Annotated in this window: 17 protein-coding genes; 9 read left to right on the forward strand and 8 right to left on the reverse strand. The window is 60.0% G+C overall.

Annotated elements, in window-relative coordinates; translation table 11 throughout:
* The first annotated feature begins 152 nt into the window (after positions 1–152).
* From ACO6TG_RS10370 to ACO6TG_RS10390, 5 genes are read left to right on the forward strand one after another with little or no spacing between them, the layout of a single operon-like run.
* The gene (locus ACO6TG_RS10370) at positions 153–374 is read left to right on the forward strand and encodes a hypothetical protein (protein ID WP_422378105.1); all 222 of its coding nucleotides are present in this window, start codon (positions 153–155) and stop codon (positions 372–374) included.
* On the forward strand, positions 371–541 hold the full coding sequence (locus ACO6TG_RS10375; RefSeq protein WP_422378106.1) for a hypothetical protein: 171 nt from the start codon (positions 371–373) through the stop codon (positions 539–541). Before ACO6TG_RS10370 ends, ACO6TG_RS10375 begins: the two co-directional genes overlap by 4 nt.
* Positions 538–1,605 carry a Rieske 2Fe-2S domain-containing protein gene (locus ACO6TG_RS10380; RefSeq protein ID WP_422378107.1) on the forward strand — a complete coding sequence of 356 codons (1,068 nt, stop codon included), beginning with the start codon at positions 538–540 and terminating at the stop codon, positions 1,603–1,605. Before ACO6TG_RS10375 ends, ACO6TG_RS10380 begins: the two co-directional genes overlap by 4 nt.
* On the forward strand, positions 1,602–2,363 hold the full coding sequence (locus ACO6TG_RS10385; RefSeq protein WP_094072326.1) for a hypothetical protein: 762 nt from the start codon (positions 1,602–1,604) through the stop codon (positions 2,361–2,363). Before ACO6TG_RS10380 ends, ACO6TG_RS10385 begins: the two co-directional genes overlap by 4 nt.
* Positions 2,360–2,611: a hypothetical protein gene (locus tag ACO6TG_RS10390; RefSeq protein WP_422378108.1), complete on the forward strand. Its 252-nt coding sequence runs from the start codon at positions 2,360–2,362 to the stop codon at positions 2,609–2,611. The genes ACO6TG_RS10385 and ACO6TG_RS10390 overlap by 4 nt, the downstream gene beginning before the upstream one ends.
* A gap of 271 nt (positions 2,612–2,882) precedes the next feature.
* Here the strand turns inward: ACO6TG_RS10390 and ACO6TG_RS10395 are convergent, their stop codons facing one another.
* The 6 genes from ACO6TG_RS10395 to ACO6TG_RS10420 form a co-directional block, all read right to left on the reverse strand.
* Complete coding sequence (locus ACO6TG_RS10395; protein ID WP_422378109.1) at positions 2,883–3,677, reverse strand: alpha/beta fold hydrolase; 795 nt, start codon at positions 3,675–3,677, stop codon at positions 2,883–2,885.
* Positions 3,674–4,735, reverse strand: coding sequence for a branched-chain amino acid ABC transporter permease (locus ACO6TG_RS10400; RefSeq protein ID WP_422378110.1), 1,062 nt, complete (start codon positions 4,733–4,735; stop codon positions 3,674–3,676). Before ACO6TG_RS10400 ends, ACO6TG_RS10395 begins: the two co-directional genes overlap by 4 nt.
* A 15-nt stretch (positions 4,736–4,750) precedes the next feature.
* Positions 4,751–5,779 carry a branched-chain amino acid ABC transporter permease gene (locus ACO6TG_RS10405; protein ID WP_422378111.1) on the reverse strand — a complete coding sequence of 343 codons (1,029 nt, stop codon included), beginning with the start codon at positions 5,777–5,779 and terminating at the stop codon, positions 4,751–4,753.
* Positions 5,776–6,501, reverse strand: coding sequence for an ABC transporter ATP-binding protein (locus ACO6TG_RS10410; protein WP_422378112.1), 726 nt, complete (start codon positions 6,499–6,501; stop codon positions 5,776–5,778). Before ACO6TG_RS10410 ends, ACO6TG_RS10405 begins: the two co-directional genes overlap by 4 nt.
* A complete protein-coding gene (locus tag ACO6TG_RS10415; protein WP_094072331.1) occupies positions 6,501–7,283 on the reverse strand; it encodes an ABC transporter ATP-binding protein in 783 nt (260 codons plus the stop codon). The genes ACO6TG_RS10410 and ACO6TG_RS10415 overlap by 1 nt, the downstream gene beginning before the upstream one ends.
* A gap of 135 nt (positions 7,284–7,418) precedes the next feature.
* Entirely contained in the window at positions 7,419–8,618 is a 1,200-nt protein-coding gene (locus ACO6TG_RS10420) for a substrate-binding domain-containing protein (RefSeq protein ID WP_422378113.1), read from the reverse strand.
* A 522-nt stretch (positions 8,619–9,140) separates the two neighbouring features.
* Here ACO6TG_RS10420 and ACO6TG_RS10425 point away from each other — a divergent pair.
* Positions 9,141–10,037 carry a dienelactone hydrolase family protein gene (locus ACO6TG_RS10425; protein ID WP_422378114.1) on the forward strand — a complete coding sequence of 299 codons (897 nt, stop codon included), beginning with the start codon at positions 9,141–9,143 and terminating at the stop codon, positions 10,035–10,037.
* Positions 10,038–10,180: 143 nt separating this feature from the next.
* Positions 10,181–10,987, forward strand: a complete 807-nt coding sequence (locus ACO6TG_RS10430) for a hypothetical protein (protein ID WP_422378115.1) — start codon at positions 10,181–10,183, stop codon at positions 10,985–10,987.
* Between the two features lie 157 nt (positions 10,988–11,144).
* Here ACO6TG_RS10430 and ACO6TG_RS10435 read toward each other — a convergent pair whose 3' ends face one another.
* Complete coding sequence (locus ACO6TG_RS10435) at positions 11,145–12,206, reverse strand: ABC transporter ATP-binding protein (protein WP_422378116.1); 1,062 nt, start codon at positions 12,204–12,206, stop codon at positions 11,145–11,147.
* Positions 12,207–12,231: 25 nt separating this feature from the next.
* Entirely contained in the window at positions 12,232–13,020 is a 789-nt protein-coding gene (locus tag ACO6TG_RS10440) for an IclR family transcriptional regulator (protein WP_422378117.1), read from the reverse strand.
* Between the two features lie 118 nt (positions 13,021–13,138).
* Here ACO6TG_RS10440 and ACO6TG_RS10445 point away from each other — a divergent pair, with 118 nt between their 5' ends.
* Positions 13,139–14,398, forward strand: a complete 1,260-nt coding sequence (locus tag ACO6TG_RS10445; RefSeq protein WP_422378118.1) for an ABC transporter substrate-binding protein — start codon at positions 13,139–13,141, stop codon at positions 14,396–14,398.
* An 81-nt stretch (positions 14,399–14,479) separates the two neighbouring features.
* Entirely contained in the window at positions 14,480–15,397 is a 918-nt protein-coding gene (locus ACO6TG_RS10450) for a carbohydrate ABC transporter permease (protein WP_422378119.1), read from the forward strand.
* Position 15,398 lies beyond the last annotated feature (1 nt).

Raw genomic sequence — 15,398 nt, forward strand, 5'->3', positions numbered from 1 at the left:
ATACTGCGGTGGTCGACCGTCTGATGATGAAGGTTCCTGGGTCCCCGCTTTCGCGGGGATGACAAAACGAATGAAACCAAACCTCTTGGCAACGCAGCCGTCTCGGCTAGTCTGTTGTCAGGGCATTCCGAGCTGAGGGAGGGGAGCACGCAGTGCAGACAGCATCCTTGTTGCTAGAGATCGGCCGCTATTACCTGATGTCCGGCGGTGTGGTCGCCGCCGCCTTCCTGGTGATCGGCATTGACCGGGTCGAGCCCTCCGCGCGCGGCTCTTACGTCTTCCGGCCCCTGCTCATTCCCGGCATCTGCCTGATTTGGCCCCTTGTGCTCTATCGCTGGCTCAAGCTCGAACGCGGTGGGGAGGACGCAAGATGAAACGTGCCCACCGAACCGCCCACGCCCGGATCTGGACCGTTCTCGGCCTCCTGCTGCCCCTGGTCTTCTTCACGATCCTGGCCCTGAGGCAGACACCACCGGCCGACCGGCCTGCCGTCCTGATCGAGGCTCCCGCCGCCACCTCCGCCGGAGAGACCGCACAATGAGTGTTCAATACACCCCGGTCATCTGGAACCGGAACAAGATCTTCTACGACGCGGTCCTTCTGATTGCCGTTGCGCTCTATCTCTATGTCTTCATCCGCGTCGGCCCGTCTTATGAGGATGTCAGCAAGCCGATCGACGGCGCCATCCTGCGCATGCGGGCCTTCGGCAGCTGCGCCTTCCTGATGTTGACCGTGATCCTGTGCATTGGACCGCTTGCCCGGCTTGACCGGCGCTTCCTGCCGCTCCTGTACAATCGCCGGCATTTTGGCGTGATGACTGCCGGCATCGCGGCCGTGCACGCCAATTACGTCCTGACCTGGTACTTCAACTTCTCGCCGACGGATCGCTACGTCGCGCTTCTTTCTTCCAACACCAGCTATGGTCAGCTTCTCGGATTTCCGTTCGAGACCCTGGGGATCGTCGCGCTTCTGATCCTGTTCGTCCTGGCAGCCACCAGCCATGATTTCTGGCTGAGTTTCCTGGGCGCACCGATCTGGAAGGCGCTGCATATGTCCATTTATGTGGCCTATGCCTGTGTCGTCCTGCATGTCGCGCTCGGCGCCTTGCAGGGCCCGGCCGATCCGATCTTCACCAGTGTCGTGGCTGCAAGCGTCGTACTTGTCTCCGGCCTTCATTTTGCGACCGGTCGCATGGAAGCGAGGCGCGAACGCGGTGAACGCACCGCTCAAGCCTCGCTGGAGCGGCAGGGCTGGGTCGTTGCCGGTGACCTCGACGAGATCGATAACGACTGCGCGAAGGTCGTCACGCTTGCCGAAGACGAACGGGTCGCAATCTTCAAGTATGACGGCAAGCTGTCGGCGATCACCAATGCCTGTGCCCACCAAAATGGTCCGCTCGGTGAGGGCAAGGTGCTCTGGGGCTGCATCACCTGTCCCTGGCATGGTTACCAGTACAATCTGGCTGACGGGCGCGCCCCGGCACCGTTTACCGAAAAGATCTCCACCTACCGGCTGCAGCTGATCGGCTCGACCATCCTGCTGGATCCGAACGCCCTTCCCCCCGGAACCCATGTGGACCCTGTCGAGATCGGAGACGCGGCATGAGCTGGAGACAGACAAAAGATGCGCCGTTTTTCGTCGGCTACCTGAACGCAGTGCCAAAACCCCTAGTGATGTTCCTGGCCGTCTTCTCGGTCTGCTTTGCCGCTGGCCTCGGACTGGCGGCGCTGGCGCTGTCCTCCACCCAGAACGACCCGGGCAGCGGCGGCTTTCAGTGGGGCAACCGTTTTGAAAATGTCGGCATCCTGGAACTCCGCCCCTACCCCGTTTTGCGGGTCCCTTCAGACGGTGAGACACCTGCGCGGACCTACATGCTGACCGGACAGGGCAAACGCGGTGCATTTGACCAGGCCGAAACCAACAGGGGCGAATCCGTGACCCTGCGCGGTGTCCCTGTTGCCAGGGGCGACCTCACGATGATTCAGGTCGGCCGTGTTGAAGCCGTTGAAGGTGAAGTTGCCGGATTTACTCCGTCAGAACCTGTCCCCCTTGGTCGCTGGAAACTGACCGGCGAGATCTGTGACGGCAAATGCTACGCCGGAGCCATGCGTCCGGGCCGGGGCCTCGCCCACAAGGCCTGTGCCGATCTGTGCCTCACCGGCGGTATCCCGCCCGTGTTCGTCTCCTCAGGCGACGTCAATGGCCGCAACTTTTTCCTGATGGCCGACAGCGACGGCAATCTCCTGGGCGACGAGATCGATCCGCTGCTGGCGCTTTTCATCGAGGTGGAAGGCGATGTCGAACAGCTCGACGATCTCCTGGTCTTCAAGGTGGATCTGGCAAGTGCGAGGATCCTGAAATGAGCGACACACCACAAAAGCCCGCCTGGCAAACCATCCTGGTGGCACTGATCGCAACCGCGATCTTTGTCACCGCCGCCTATTACGTCTGGATCTACGCAAATATCGGTGTCAGGACGTTCGACCTCACCAAAGGCACGCTGTTCACCGACCTCAGGTTCTTCATCGGTCTGCTTGCCGTGTTTCTGGTCCTGTCAGTGCTCGACAGGGTCATCGAATTCGTGAAATCGAAAAGGGGCGGCGGACACTAGGCCTTATCTCTCCCTGTCATCCCCGCGAAAGCGGGAACCCAGGAAGCTTCCAAACTAGCAGCTTCAATCAAGTTGTTGTGGGGATCAGGGCTCCGGATCTCCGATACGCTCCGTCCAGGATGGCGATCGGTCTCCACCTTTTCACCTCATCCTGAGGAGGGCCGAAGGCCCGTCTCGAAGAATGGGCAGCAAACACTGGAACAAGCGACCACTCCTTCAAGACGCGCGCAAGCGCGCTCCTCAGGATGAGGCTTCACAGGGAGCTGGCTAGTTAACCGCGCACCAGGTCCTGCAGCAACGCGTTGAACTTCTCCGGCTCTTCCATGTGTGGCGCATGGCCGGAGTTTTCGAAGCCGTAGAAATGATAATTCGGCACGTTCGCGGCGTGCCAGGCATGCACGCCTTCACCATAAAGCTGGCTTTTGAGGCCTGCCACCAGATGGAACGGCACCGGGAAGTCTTTCAGGAGTGGCCGGAAGTCCTGTGCCGTCAGCGACGCCCACATCGGGCGCAGCATTTCCGGGTCTGCCGCAGCGATTTCCTTGCGGGCGGCGGCCAGTTGCCCCGGAGCGGGTTCAATCCCTTCCGCAAACAGCCGCAACGCGATCCGGCCGGGCAGTTTTGGCCAGTCGGCCACCATGGCCTCCAGCACATGCCGGTTCAGGTCCGCATTCAGGCCGTTCAGGGTGCCGTTCGCCCAGTCTGCCGTGTTCAGCACTTTCGGCGACATGTCGATGGCCACGAATTCTGCAATCCGGTCGGCGCCGTATCGCTCGATGAGCGCGTAGGAAACCAGTGCTCCCATCGACCAGCCAACCAGGATGATATCTTCAAGTTCCCGCTCGACCAGGGCGCCATAGACCGCATCGGCCGCCGAAGCGATGGAGAGCGGCAGGCGTCCCCCCGTTATCCCGTGTCCGGGAAGGTCTGGAACGATGCACCGCGCGTGCGATTTCAGCGCATCGATCTGGTCTTGAAAGAACTGCCCGGGACAGGACCAGCCATGGATCAGGACCAGCGGCCGGCCCGTACCTTCATCCCGAATATGCAGCAAATTGTCGTTCACGCACGCCCTGCCCGTAATCGCCCGACAATGCCTGACGGGAAGAAATAAACCGACAAAATAAACAGGACCCCCAGCCAGAGCAGCCAGCGTTCGGGCGCCACCAGTGTCGACAGAAACGGCACGGCACTGGTCGCTTCGGCCGCCACGCCCATCAGGTTCTGCAGATAGGTCTGCGCCAGGATGAACAAGGTGGCCCCGAGCACGGCTCCATAGAGCGTCCCCATGCCCCCTATCACGACCATGAGCAGTATGTCGATCATGATTTCCATCGAAAGTGTAGTTGCCGGCCCCGTGTAGCGCAGCCAGATGGCCAGCAGCGACCCGGCCAGGGCAGCCATGACAGCGGACAGAACCGTTGCCGTCGTCCGGTACCAGACCACCCGATAGCCGATCGCCTCGGCACGGAAGGCATTGTCCCTCACCGCCTTCAGCGTTCGGCCGAAGGGCGAGTTGACGATGCGCAGCATGACCAGGAACAGGATCGCGGAACCGAAGAACACCAGGTAATAGGCGAGCAGCTTGCCATTGATCCGGACCCCGAACACCTTCTCCTTCACCAGCTTGAAGGCAGGCGTCAGCTCTCGCGGGATCTTGTAGTTGAGCCCGTCCTCGCCGCCGGTGAGCCAGGACATCTGCGAGATGAAAACGGCAAAGGCGCTCGCGACCGCCAATGTCACCATGGCAAAGAAGATGGCCTTCACGCGCAGGGAGAACAGTCCGATGGCCAGCGCGAAGAGGGCCGCCACCAGCGCGCCGGCAGCCGTGCCCCAGATGAGCGACGTATAGGACGGGCCGGTGGAGGACAGCGCAAGCGCTGTTCCATAGGCGCCGATGCCGAAAAACATCGTATGGGCAAAGGACACGATCCCGGCATAGCCGAGCAGCAGGTCATAACTTGCCACCAGCACGATGAAGATGCAGATGCGCGCCGCCGTCTCCAGCGACTTGGTGCCCGGAAACAGAAAGGGGGCGAAAGCAAGCGAGATCAGTACGATCAGCAAGAGCGCGGTCAGGAGGCCGCTGCGCGGTGTGTCGCCCGAAAGAAGTCTTGTCAGCATGTCTCTTTCCGCCCCTTACTTCGCCTTGACCACGGGATAGAGCCCCTGCGGCCGCCACATCAGGATCACCACCATCAATGCAATCGTTGAAATCAGCGCCACCTTTGGCGCCAGGAACGCCGTGTAATTGGCCAGGAGCCCGACCAGCATCGCACCGATAAAGCAGCCCTCGACCGAGCCGAGCCCGCCAATGATCACGACGATGAAGACCAGCACCATGATCTCCGAGCCCATATGGGCCGTGATCGTTTCCTGGTAGAGCCCCCACATGACACCCCCGAGCCCGGCCAGCGCCGAGCCGGTCATGAACACGATCAGGAACAGGCGCCGGATCCGGTAGCCGAGTGACTCGACCATCTCGCCGTTTTCCACGCCAGCCCGCACCAGCAATCCGATCTTGGTGTTCTTGAGAATGTGGCGCATGGCCAGAAACAGCGCGACCCCGATGCCGACGGCGACCAGCCGGTATTTCTCGATGGCGGCTTCCCCGAGCACCCAGGACCCCTGAAGGGCCTCAGGTCGCGAAATATGCAATTCGTCCGGGCCCCAGACCACATAGATCATCTGCTGGGCAACGATCAGTCCGCCCATGGTCACCAGGATCTGTTTCAGGTGCTCGCCATAGACGGGCATCACAATCACCCGTTCAAAGGCATAGCCGAGCAGACCGGTGACCAGCATCGCGGCCAGAATGGCGATCAGGACGGCGACCAGATTCATCATCACGCTTGGCGAGGCCGTCCAGCCGGCAAGCCAGGCCAGGACAGTGAAACCGACAAAAGCGCCAACCGCCACAAAGGCTCCGTGGCCGAAATTGATCACGTCCATCAGGCCGAAGACCACCGTCAGGCCGGATGCCATGATGAAGATCATCATGCCCATGGCAAGACCGGCGACTGTCAGCGTCAGCCAGCTCGCCGGATTGCCGATCGCGACAAGGCCGGCAACTGCCAGCAGCGGCACGAGCAAAAGCGGCAGCTTCTGGAAAAACTGCTCGCTGAGCGGCACTTTCTCGATACGGGGTTTGATCGAAGTTTCGCTCATTGATGTGCCTCCAGGCTCAGTCCCATCAGCTTTTCCTGCAAGCCGGCGTCGTTCGAAAGCTCCTGCATGGAGCCGGAATGAATGATGCGGCCGTCATCCATGACGGCGACCGTGTCGCCGATCGAAGAGGCCATCGCGAAGTTCTGCTCCACCAGCAAGATCGTGGTGTCTGTTTCCTTCAGCTCCCGCAGCGCATCGGTCATCGCCCGGATGATTGCCGGTGCGAGCCCCTTGGTCGGTTCGTCGATCAGGATCAGGCGCCGCGGCTCGATGATTGCCCTTGCAACCGACAGCATCTGTTTCTGGCCGCCGGACAGGGTTCCGGCAGAAGAATTCCAGAACGTGCCGATCGGCGGGAACAGCTCCTTGATCCAGGCGAGCCGCTTGGTGTCCAGGGGGCCGCGGGCCGCGGCCAGGATCATGTTCTCCGCCACGGTCAGATCTGTGAAGATGCCCATGTCTTCCGGGACAAAGGCGATGCCCCGGCGGGAAATCTCCGGTGTCGACAGCCGTGTGATGACATGGTCCTCGAAACGGATGTCCCCCTGGCTGGCCGTCCAGAGCCCCATGATCGTGCGCAAGGTGGTGGTCTTGCCGGCACCATTGCGGCCCAGAAGCACCGTGACCCCGCCCACAGGCACGGTCAGGTCCACGCCCTGGAGAATGTGATAGGGGCCGATATGGGTGTGCACACCGGAGAGTGTCAGAAGATTGTCGGCCATCAGGCTGCCTCCCCGGCTGCGTCCGGCGCCTTGCCGAGATAGGCCTCCTGCACCACCGGCAGGGCAATCACCTCTGCCGGTTCGCCGTCGGCAACGAGTTCACCGTTATGCAGGACAATGATCCTGTCCGCGAGTGTGCGGATGACGTCCATCTTGTGTTCGACCAGCAGGATGGTGCGGTCCATATCTGCCTTCAGCTTCTGGATCAGCTCCAGGATCACCGGCACTTCATCGACACTCATGCCGGCGGTCGGCTCGTCGAACATCAGCACCTGCGGCCCGAGCGCGATCAGCAGCGCCACTTCCAATTTGCGTTGATCGCCATGAGGCAATGCCGAGACGGTCTGGTCGGCCTGGTCGATCAGCCGGACTTCGGACAGAACATGGTCGGCCCGCTCCAGAAGCTCGACATGGCTTTCGGCAATGGAGAAGAGATCGAAGCCCTTGCGTGCCTTGGCCTGAGCCACCAGCCGCACATTCTCGCGCACGCTCAAGGTCGGAAAGAGATTGGTGAGCTGAAATGCCCGCCCGATGCCGCGATCCGTACGGTCCGGCACGGACATCTTCGTGATGACTTCCCCATTCAGGAGCACCGTGCCGCTGGTCGCGGTCAGCTGGCCGGAGATCAGGTTGAAATAGGTGGTCTTGCCGGCCCCGTTCGGTCCGACAATCGCCGTCAGCGTGCCCCGGTCGAAAGCGCAGGAGACATGATCGACCGCCACGTGGCCGCCAAAGCGGATCGTGAGGTCCTTGGTTTCAAGAATCGGGTGTTCCTTGGCCACGGTAAGTGTTCCTAGGTTGCAACGAAGACGAAACTGTATCGGATGAGACACCGGCTGCACAGGCAAGCGAATGCCGGTCGAAATCTGACCTGAAGGTCGCGGGCGCGGACCACGAAGGCCCGCGCCAAGGGAATTCTACTGGTTGCGGATCGGAATGTTCATGTCCTCGATCTTGAGCTCACGCACCAGCTCCGGGATGCCCCATTCGACGTCCGGATCGACCCGGATCTTGAAGTGATACATCGGCTGCAGAGCCTGGTGGTCTTCGGCGCGGAACATCATCTTGCCCTTCGGGCTGTCGAATTCCATGCCTTCCATCGCCGTGATCAGCTCTTCGGTATCGGTGGACCCGGCCTTGCGGATCGCTTCAACGATCGCGATCCCCGCGGACATGCCACCTGCGGTGAAGAAGTCCGGCGGTGCATCGAAACGCTTCTGGTGTTCAGCCACCAGCCAGTCATTCACCGGGTTTTTCGGGATTTCATAATAATAATACGTCGCACCTTCCATGCCCGGCAGTTCCTTGTAGGCCTTCATGGCCGCCAGGATGTTTCCTCCGGTCGCGATCTCGACACCGAAGCGCTCCGGTTCCATTGCCTTGATCTTGCTGATCGGGTTGCCGCCACCGGCCCAGATCACGAACAGGAACTTGCGGCCCGGCTCGTCCTTGAGCGCATCAAAGACACGCTGCGCATTGGCCGTGAAATCCTTGGTATCGGTCGGCGCATATTCCTCGAACACCAGCTTGGCACCCGTGCCTTCCAGCGCTTCCTTGAAGGCGGCCACACCGTCACGCCCAAAGGCATAGTCCTGAGCCAGTGTTGCGATGGAAACGCCTTCCTGACCAAGCGCAACGGCATTGGCAATGGCGTCCTGCGAGGAATTTCGCGACGTGCGGAAAACGTAGCGGTTCCAGTTGGCACCCGTGATGGAGTCTGCCACAGCCGGCTCGACGATCAGAAGTTTTTCATATTCCTCCGCGACCGGCAGCATGGCCAGTGCAACACCGGAGGAAACCGGCCCCACCGCAACATCGACTTCATCGTCGCCATAGGCTTCGGCAAGCGCCGCCTTGCCGATATCCGGCTTGAGCTGCGTGTCCTTCTCGATCACCACGATCTTGCGGCCATCAATCTCCATCGTGCCGTCAGTGGCATATTCCAGCCCCATGAGAAGGCCGGTATGCGATTGCTTGGCATAGGCTTCGAACGGCCCGGTCTTGCCGTATACATGCGCGATCTTGATATCTTCTGCCATGGCACCTGCCGCAGAAGCCGCCGCGAAGCCGAGACCGGCCAGAACCGGCACTGCCCAGCGGAATACGCGTTTCGTCATGAATTCTCCTCCCGTTGCGCGCGAGGCTGGCGTCTTGACGAAGCCGCTCCCACAGCCCGCCAACGCCCGAATTGCCGCCTGACGCTGCAATATATGACACATGAATCAGTATTCATGTCAAGAAAGAAAACGAAGGATTTGCAAGCAGTTTGGTGAAGTTGCCGCTGTTCACCATGCGATTTCGAAGCGGTGGTGAACGGGTCAAACGCTGCAATTACACCGAGAGATCAATCCGATAACGCGCGCTTGACACGTCATGATGACAGAGGCCGCGTGAGCCCCGCAACCTGTAAGTTCAACAGTCGTGGCTGGTGCCCCTCGCCGCTGCTCCGGACAAGAACAAAGTCTCAGAACGAAAGACAGAGCGTATTGGAAGGCCCATCTGGTGATGCAGCTTCGCAGCAACATCAACACCAAGACGGCAGAGCGCACCTTCGCAGCCACAAATCTTCGAAAACACCAAGACAATGGCCCTCACTCCACATATGCTCGTCAAAAATGACAATTAATCGGGGGAACATCATGCCAAAGACCATCAAGGGACGTTTGTTATCACTGCTGCTGGCAGCATCTGGAGCCATTGTTGCCGTTCCGGCGCTCGGCACCGCAGAAGAGGTCATCACTGTCGACTTCACGAGCGCCACGACGCCACCGAGCAAATTCAAGATCAAGCAGGCCAAGGCCAAAGGCATCGAGCTGAAGCCAAAGCCGGGCTTTCCGATCTCCGGCAAGCTTGGCTTTCCTGAGAGCGAAGGCCCCTTTCCGGCCTTGGTACTGCTGCATGACTGCCAGGGGCCTCAGGACTTCCAGGACAGCTGGGCCGAAATCTTTCGCCGGTCCGGCTACGCCACGCTCCAGGTCGACAGCTTCTCTTCCCGCGATGTCTCGGGCACCTGCGAAGACGTGCTGGGCGAAGGTGTGAGCGGGCTCGGCGGGGAGCGTGTCATGGATGCCTTTGGCGCCCTGGCCTACCTGAAAACACACCAGAAGATCGATCCGGACCGGATCGGAGCCGTTGGCTGGTCGAGGAGCTCGACCACGGGCAGCGCTCTAAGGGACGGTTCGCGCCAGTTCTTCGGGGCGGGTTTCAAAGCGGTCGTCTCTTTCTATCCCAACTGCAAATCGGTGGCGTCAGCAGTTTTTGCCGATCCGATCCTGATCCTGAACGCCGGCAGGAATGACTGGACCCAGCCGGAGCTCTGTTCCTCCCTTGCCGCCGCGGATGCAAATGTCGAGATCGTCGAATTGCCCGATGTCCTTCAGGGCTTCGATGATCCGAAATGGGGCACGGAAACCGTGATGACGGACTATCAGAACACGCTGAAAAGCCCGACCTATGGCGTCACCTTCGGATTTGACGAAGCAGCGCGCGCCAAGGCCGAAACGTCCGCTCTGGAGTTCCTGAAGGAGAAAATCTAGGCGGGTCAAATGCAGTACCTGACCAATCCACCCCCCCTCTCCGCGAATGCGGAGAGGGGTGAGATCCCAATTCAATTGCCACAGGCTCAATTGACAGCTACTGGGAGGCTGATCGCGCGAAAGAACTCAGATTCGGACCTGAAATGAAGATTTCAATTGCAGCATTGAGCCTAGCCCTGATCGTCGCCGGCTGCTCTTCCGATCCGGCTCCCACCTCCTCCGACGTCGTTGCCTTTCTTGAAGCCAATACCCAAGGTGCTGATCAAGCGAAGATTTCGCTGGATGCCTGCCACCTCAAGATAACTTTTGAGAGTGATGTAAAGGGACCGAACGCGCTAGCCCTCCTGAGCAGGGCTGTGCTCATGGCCGATCTTTCGAAATTCGATTTTCAGACGGTCGGGATCCGGCCGCTGCAGGACGGTGGTTCCGTGCTCATCGCAAAATGGCTTGGTACGGCGGACGACCCGATAGCACTCGCAAGCAGGCTGCTCGATCTCTCAACACGGACCCACAAGGATTTTCAGCCCGGGGAGCTGACCCTAAAGGCGTCAGATGGCTCAGTCAGTGAAGAAAAACGCATGACAACGAGCGATCTACAGGGGGCCGATGCGCAGGATCTCGCGGGTCTCTTTCAAAAGCCCGGCGGAACAGTCAGTTTTCGCCTGAGCAGCCTCATGACCGGGGACGCGAACGGTGTCACCCAAACGCCAGCGCCGCACGAGGACGGCCCGGCGTTTCATGCATTCGCCGAAAATGCACTTACCCTGGAAAAGCCGGAGGCGCTGCTGGTCAACCTTACCTTTCTCGGTGACACCGCAGCCCCGGACCAGCTGTTTGGCGGCCTGGTGACGATCCCGAGACAGTTGACCTTCAGTGTCGGTTCCGACGAGAAGGCAAAGGAGCTCACAGGACTGTTTTATCACTACGTCCAAGGCTCCTGCGGCCCTTGAGACACACCACTGGCACTCTGAAGCAGAGCCGGCTTGTCGCTGCATCATCGCTGCAGGACATGATCAGCCCGCAGAATTGCAGTGGCGCCTGCCCCTTCTTTCGGACAAGCACATCACCAGCAAACTCTTGCAGATAGCTTCAGCAGGCGGGAGATTTCTAACGCAACCTCTGTTCCGTCTTGGCATCGAAGAACAGCGCCGAGGCCGGGTCGAAGCTGAAGGAAACCCTCCCGTCGGAAACAGGCGCATCTTCGCCCTTGGTCTCGACGATCACACGTTCTCCGGTCGGGCAGATGATGTAGGAATAGGCAACACCGCCGAGCTGCTCGCACAGGTCCACCTTGGCCCCTTCGCTCGCGGCTGAGACCTGCAGATGCTGCGGACGCAGGCCGACCAGCACCTTTTCTCCCTTGGCCGGCAAGGTGACGGAAGTCGGTACGGAGACATCGCCGAAGGCGGCAATGCTGACAGCCCCCTCACCGGCAACGCCTTCGACAAAGTTCATGCTCGGTGACCCGATGAAACCGGCGACGAACTTGTTGTCGGGATCGGCATAGAGCTGCATCGGCGAACCGACCTGTTCGATATTACCGCCGCGCAGCACCACGATCTTGTCGGCCAGCGTCATCGCCTCGACCTGGTCGTGGGTCACGTAGATCATGGTGGCGCCGATATCCTTGTGCAGGCGGGCAATTTCGACACGCATGTCGACGCGCAGCTCCGCATCCAGGTTGGACAGGGGTTCGTCGAACAGGAAGACTTCCGGTCCACGCACGATGGCCCGCCCAATGGCAACACGCTGGCGCTGGCCACCGGAAAGCGCCTTCGGCTTGCGCTTCAGATAGGGGTCGAGTTTAAGGATCCGGCTGGCTTCGGCGACCTTTTCCTGGATCTCGGCCTTGGGGTGGCCATTCATCTTCAGCCCGAAACCCATGTTCTCTTCGACCGTCATATGCGGGTAGAGCGCATAGGTCTGAAACACCATGGCAACGCCGCGCTCGGCCGGATCGACACGCGTCACATCCCGCCCGCCGATCTGGATCTGCCCTGCGGTGGTTTCCTCCAGGCCGGCAATCATGCGCAACAGCGTGGACTTGCCGCAGCCGGACGGGCCGACAAAGACGCAGAATTCGCCATGCTCAATCTGCAGATCCACCCCGTGAATGACTTCCAGATCGCCATATTGCTTGACGGCTTTTGTCAGTGTGACGCCAGACATGAAATTCTCTCTCCCAGGACAAGGTTCAGACGGGGAACTGCCAGTCTTCGACCGCCGAAGCGATCTTGGACGCGGTGTCGAGCAGAACCGGGCGCACGTCGAGGAGTTGCTCCAGGTTCTTCCGTTGTGTGGATGTGGTGACAGACAGGGCCCCGATGGGCCTGCCCTTTGAATTCAGGATCGGTGCGGCAATGCAGATAATGCCCGGCTCGTGCTCCTCGCGGTCAAAAGCAACACCTTCCTTGCGGATCTGGTCCAGATCGGCACGCAGGGCAGCTTCTGTGCTGAGGGTCGCGGGCGTATAGGCATAAAAGGACTGCTTGCGCAGCACGTGGTCGAGTTCGGAGGGTTCCAGAAACGCCATCAGCGCCTTGCCGACACCGGTGCAATAAGCCGGACCGACCTTGCCGGCCTGCGAATACATGTCGATGGCATTGAGTGGATTGCGCTTATCGACATAAAGCACCTGGCCACTGTCAAGTTGCGCCAGGTGAACGGTCTCGCCGGCGGCTTCGGAAAGGGTCGTCACGAAGGGCCGCGCGATCGGCGCAATCGAGCTCTGCCGCCAGGCCGCATGCGCAAGACGCACCAGCCGGATGCCAAGCGAATAGGTCTGCGCCGTGTCGTCATAGGCCAGCATGCCCTGGCTCACCAGGGTCTGCAAAAGCCGGTAAAGCGTTGCCTTGGGGTGGGTGCTGTCCGCCAGGAGTTCGGAGAACCGCACCGGCCGGCCGACGGCCGCCACACGATCCAGAACTTCCAACGCCTTTCCCACCGTGCCGTCGCCGGTCGTCGGGCCCGCCTGTTTGTTCATTCATTCCTCCATTCGTCCGTTTCTTTACGTCGGACCTGTTGACAACCTACCCCGTTCGCATCAAAGTATCAATATACAAAACTAAGTTTCACATAATGGAACCACAAGGGAGGACACCATGCGTTCCATGCTGAAAACGTCCGTAGCGGCATTTGCCATGTTGGCAACCGCGATGGGCGCTGCATCTGCTGACGGCCTGACCGGCAATCTGAAAATCTTCCTCGACACATCGAATCCGGCGCCCCGTGCGACCATGGAAAAGATGATCGCGGACTTTCAGGAACTGAATCCGGACCTCACCATCGAAACCACGGTGATCGACCGGGAAGCCTACAAGACCCAGATCCGCAACTTCCTGTCTGCAAACGCGCCGGATGTTGCCACCTGGTATGCCGCGAACCGCATGCGTCCTTACGTGGAAGCCGGTCTCTTTGAAGATGTGTCAGACCTTTGGGACGGCACGGAACTCGGTGAGAACCTTGCCTCCACGAAAGGCGCGATGACCATTGACGGCAAGCAGTGGGGCGTGCCCTACACCTACTATCAGTGGGGCGTTTACTACCGCAAAGACATCTTCGACGAACTGGGCCTGTCAGAACCGACAACCTGGGAAGAAGAAAAAGCCAACTGCCAGAAGATCATCGATGCTGGCAAGAAGTGCTACACCATCGGCACCAAGTTCCTCTGGACGGCCGGCGGCTGGTTCGACTACCTGAACATGCGCACCAACGGCTTCGACTTCCACATGGATCTGCTGACCGGCAAGGAAAAGTGGACGTCCGACAAGGTTCGCCAGACATTTGCGAACTGGCGTGAACTCATCGACATGGGCGCGTTCATCGACAATCACCAGACCTATTCCTGGCAGGAAGCCCTGCCGTTCATGGTCAAGGGTGATGCCACCGCCTACCTGATGGGCAACTTCGCCGTTGCACCGCTCCGCGATGCGGGCCTCACCGACGACCAGCTCGATTTCTACCAGTTTGTTGAAATCACCCCGGGCGTCGAAAAGGCTGAAGACGCACCGACCGATACGTTCCACATTCCGGCCAATGCCGAAAACAAGGAAAACGCACGCGAATTCCTGAAATATGTGGCGTCCGCCGATGTCCAGACCTGGATCAACGACGGCAAGAACCTCGGTCAGCTTCCGGTGAACTCCAAGTCCTCCGTGGACAGCGACAAGTTCCTGGAGCAGGGCTTTGAAATGCTGTCGACCAATTCTCCGGGTGGCGTTGCGCAGTTCTTCGACCGCGACGCACCGGCTGAAATGGCCAAGGTTGCCATGGAAGGCCTGCAGGAGTTCATGGTCAAGCCGGACAATCTGGACCGGATCCTGGACCGCCTGGATCGCGCTCAGGAGCGCATCTACAAGTAAGCGCCGTCTAACGCGCGCGGACGGGGAGACCTCTCCCCGTCCTCTTTACCGTTTAGCCAACGCGCCCAAGAGTTCACGACAATGGCCCAAGCGACCGTCACGGAGGCCCGCCAGAGTTCCTGGTGGCACCGCAACCAGCAACAGCTGACACCCTGGCTGTTCCTGGCCCCGGGGATCCTGTTTTTCCTGTTCTATGTGATCTTCCCGATCTTCCAGTCCTTCAACTTGTCCCTTTTCGAATGGGACGGACTGGGACAGGCGGAATTTGTCGGTCTCTACAATTACGAAGAACTCTACTATGACGACGCGTTCTACACGTCGCTGAAGAACAATGTCATCTGGCTGTTGCTCTATCTTCTGGCAATCCCGGCCGGCCTGTTCATCGCGCTTTTCCTGAACCAGACCGTCACCGGCATCCGGCTTTACAAGTCACTGTTTTTCTTTCCTTTCGTGATCTCCCAGGTGGTCGTCGGCCTCGTCTTCACCTGGTTCTACGATCCGACTTTCGGCATCCTGAACGTGCTGCTCGGCGCCGTCGGACTGCCGCCAGTGAACGTGCTTGGCGACGAGAACTGGGTCACGGTCGGCATTATCGTTGCCGGCCTCTGGCCCCAGACCGCCTATTGCATGATCCTCTATCTCACGGGCCTGAACGCGGTCGACCCGGAGCAGATCGAAGCCGGGCGCCTGGATGGCGCCAAGGGCTGGCGCATGCTCTGGTACATCATCGTGCCGCAGCTCCGCCCGGCGACCTTCATCGCTTTCGTCGTGACCATCATCGGCGCCCTGCGCTCCTTCGACCTGATCTCCGTCATGACCAATGGCGGTCCGTTTGGCGCCAGCCGGGTGCTCAGCTTCTACATGTTCGAGGTCGCGCTCTCCGAATACGGCTTCCGCATGGGCTATGGCGCTGCCATTGCCGTAGTGCTGTTCCTGATCATGCTGGCCTTCATCGCCTACTTCCTGTGGTCGATGTACAAAGAAGAAAGGGCGCGCTGAG

The organism is Roseibium sp. (genome assembly GCF_965233565.1).
Classification (GTDB): Bacteria; Pseudomonadota; Alphaproteobacteria; order Rhizobiales; family Stappiaceae; genus Roseibium.

What these genes read in the sequence shown, in the direction of transcription:
- ACO6TG_RS10375 (WP_422378106.1), top strand. Translation starts at nt 371, where the DNA reads ATGAAACGTGCCCACCGAACCGCCCACGCCCGGATCTGGACCGTTCTC.
- ACO6TG_RS10380 (WP_422378107.1), top strand. Translation starts at nt 538, where the DNA reads ATGAGTGTTCAATACACCCCGGTCATCTGGAACCGGAACAAGATCTTC.
- ACO6TG_RS10385 (WP_094072326.1), top strand. Translation starts at nt 1,602, where the DNA reads ATGAGCTGGAGACAGACAAAAGATGCGCCGTTTTTCGTCGGCTACCTG.
- ACO6TG_RS10390 (WP_422378108.1), top strand. Translation starts at nt 2,360, where the DNA reads ATGAGCGACACACCACAAAAGCCCGCCTGGCAAACCATCCTGGTGGCA.
- ACO6TG_RS10400 (WP_422378110.1), bottom strand. Translation starts at nt 4,735, where the DNA reads ATGCTGACAAGACTTCTTTCGGGCGACACACCGCGCAGCGGCCTCCTG.
- ACO6TG_RS10405 (WP_422378111.1), bottom strand. Translation starts at nt 5,779, where the DNA reads ATGAGCGAAACTTCGATCAAACCCCGTATCGAGAAAGTGCCGCTCAGC.
- ACO6TG_RS10410 (WP_422378112.1), bottom strand. Translation starts at nt 6,501, where the DNA reads ATGGCCGACAATCTTCTGACACTCTCCGGTGTGCACACCCATATCGGC.
- ACO6TG_RS10420 (WP_422378113.1), bottom strand. Translation starts at nt 8,618, where the DNA reads ATGACGAAACGCGTATTCCGCTGGGCAGTGCCGGTTCTGGCCGGTCTC.
- ACO6TG_RS10425 (WP_422378114.1), top strand. Translation starts at nt 9,141, where the DNA reads ATGCCAAAGACCATCAAGGGACGTTTGTTATCACTGCTGCTGGCAGCA.
- ACO6TG_RS10430 (WP_422378115.1), top strand. Translation starts at nt 10,181, where the DNA reads ATGAAGATTTCAATTGCAGCATTGAGCCTAGCCCTGATCGTCGCCGGC.
- ACO6TG_RS10435 (WP_422378116.1), bottom strand. Translation starts at nt 12,206, where the DNA reads ATGTCTGGCGTCACACTGACAAAAGCCGTCAAGCAATATGGCGATCTG.
- ACO6TG_RS10440 (WP_422378117.1), bottom strand. Translation starts at nt 13,020, where the DNA reads ATGAACAAACAGGCGGGCCCGACGACCGGCGACGGCACGGTGGGAAAG.
- ACO6TG_RS10445 (WP_422378118.1), top strand. Translation starts at nt 13,139, where the DNA reads ATGCGTTCCATGCTGAAAACGTCCGTAGCGGCATTTGCCATGTTGGCA.
- ACO6TG_RS10450 (WP_422378119.1), top strand. Translation starts at nt 14,480, where the DNA reads ATGGCCCAAGCGACCGTCACGGAGGCCCGCCAGAGTTCCTGGTGGCAC.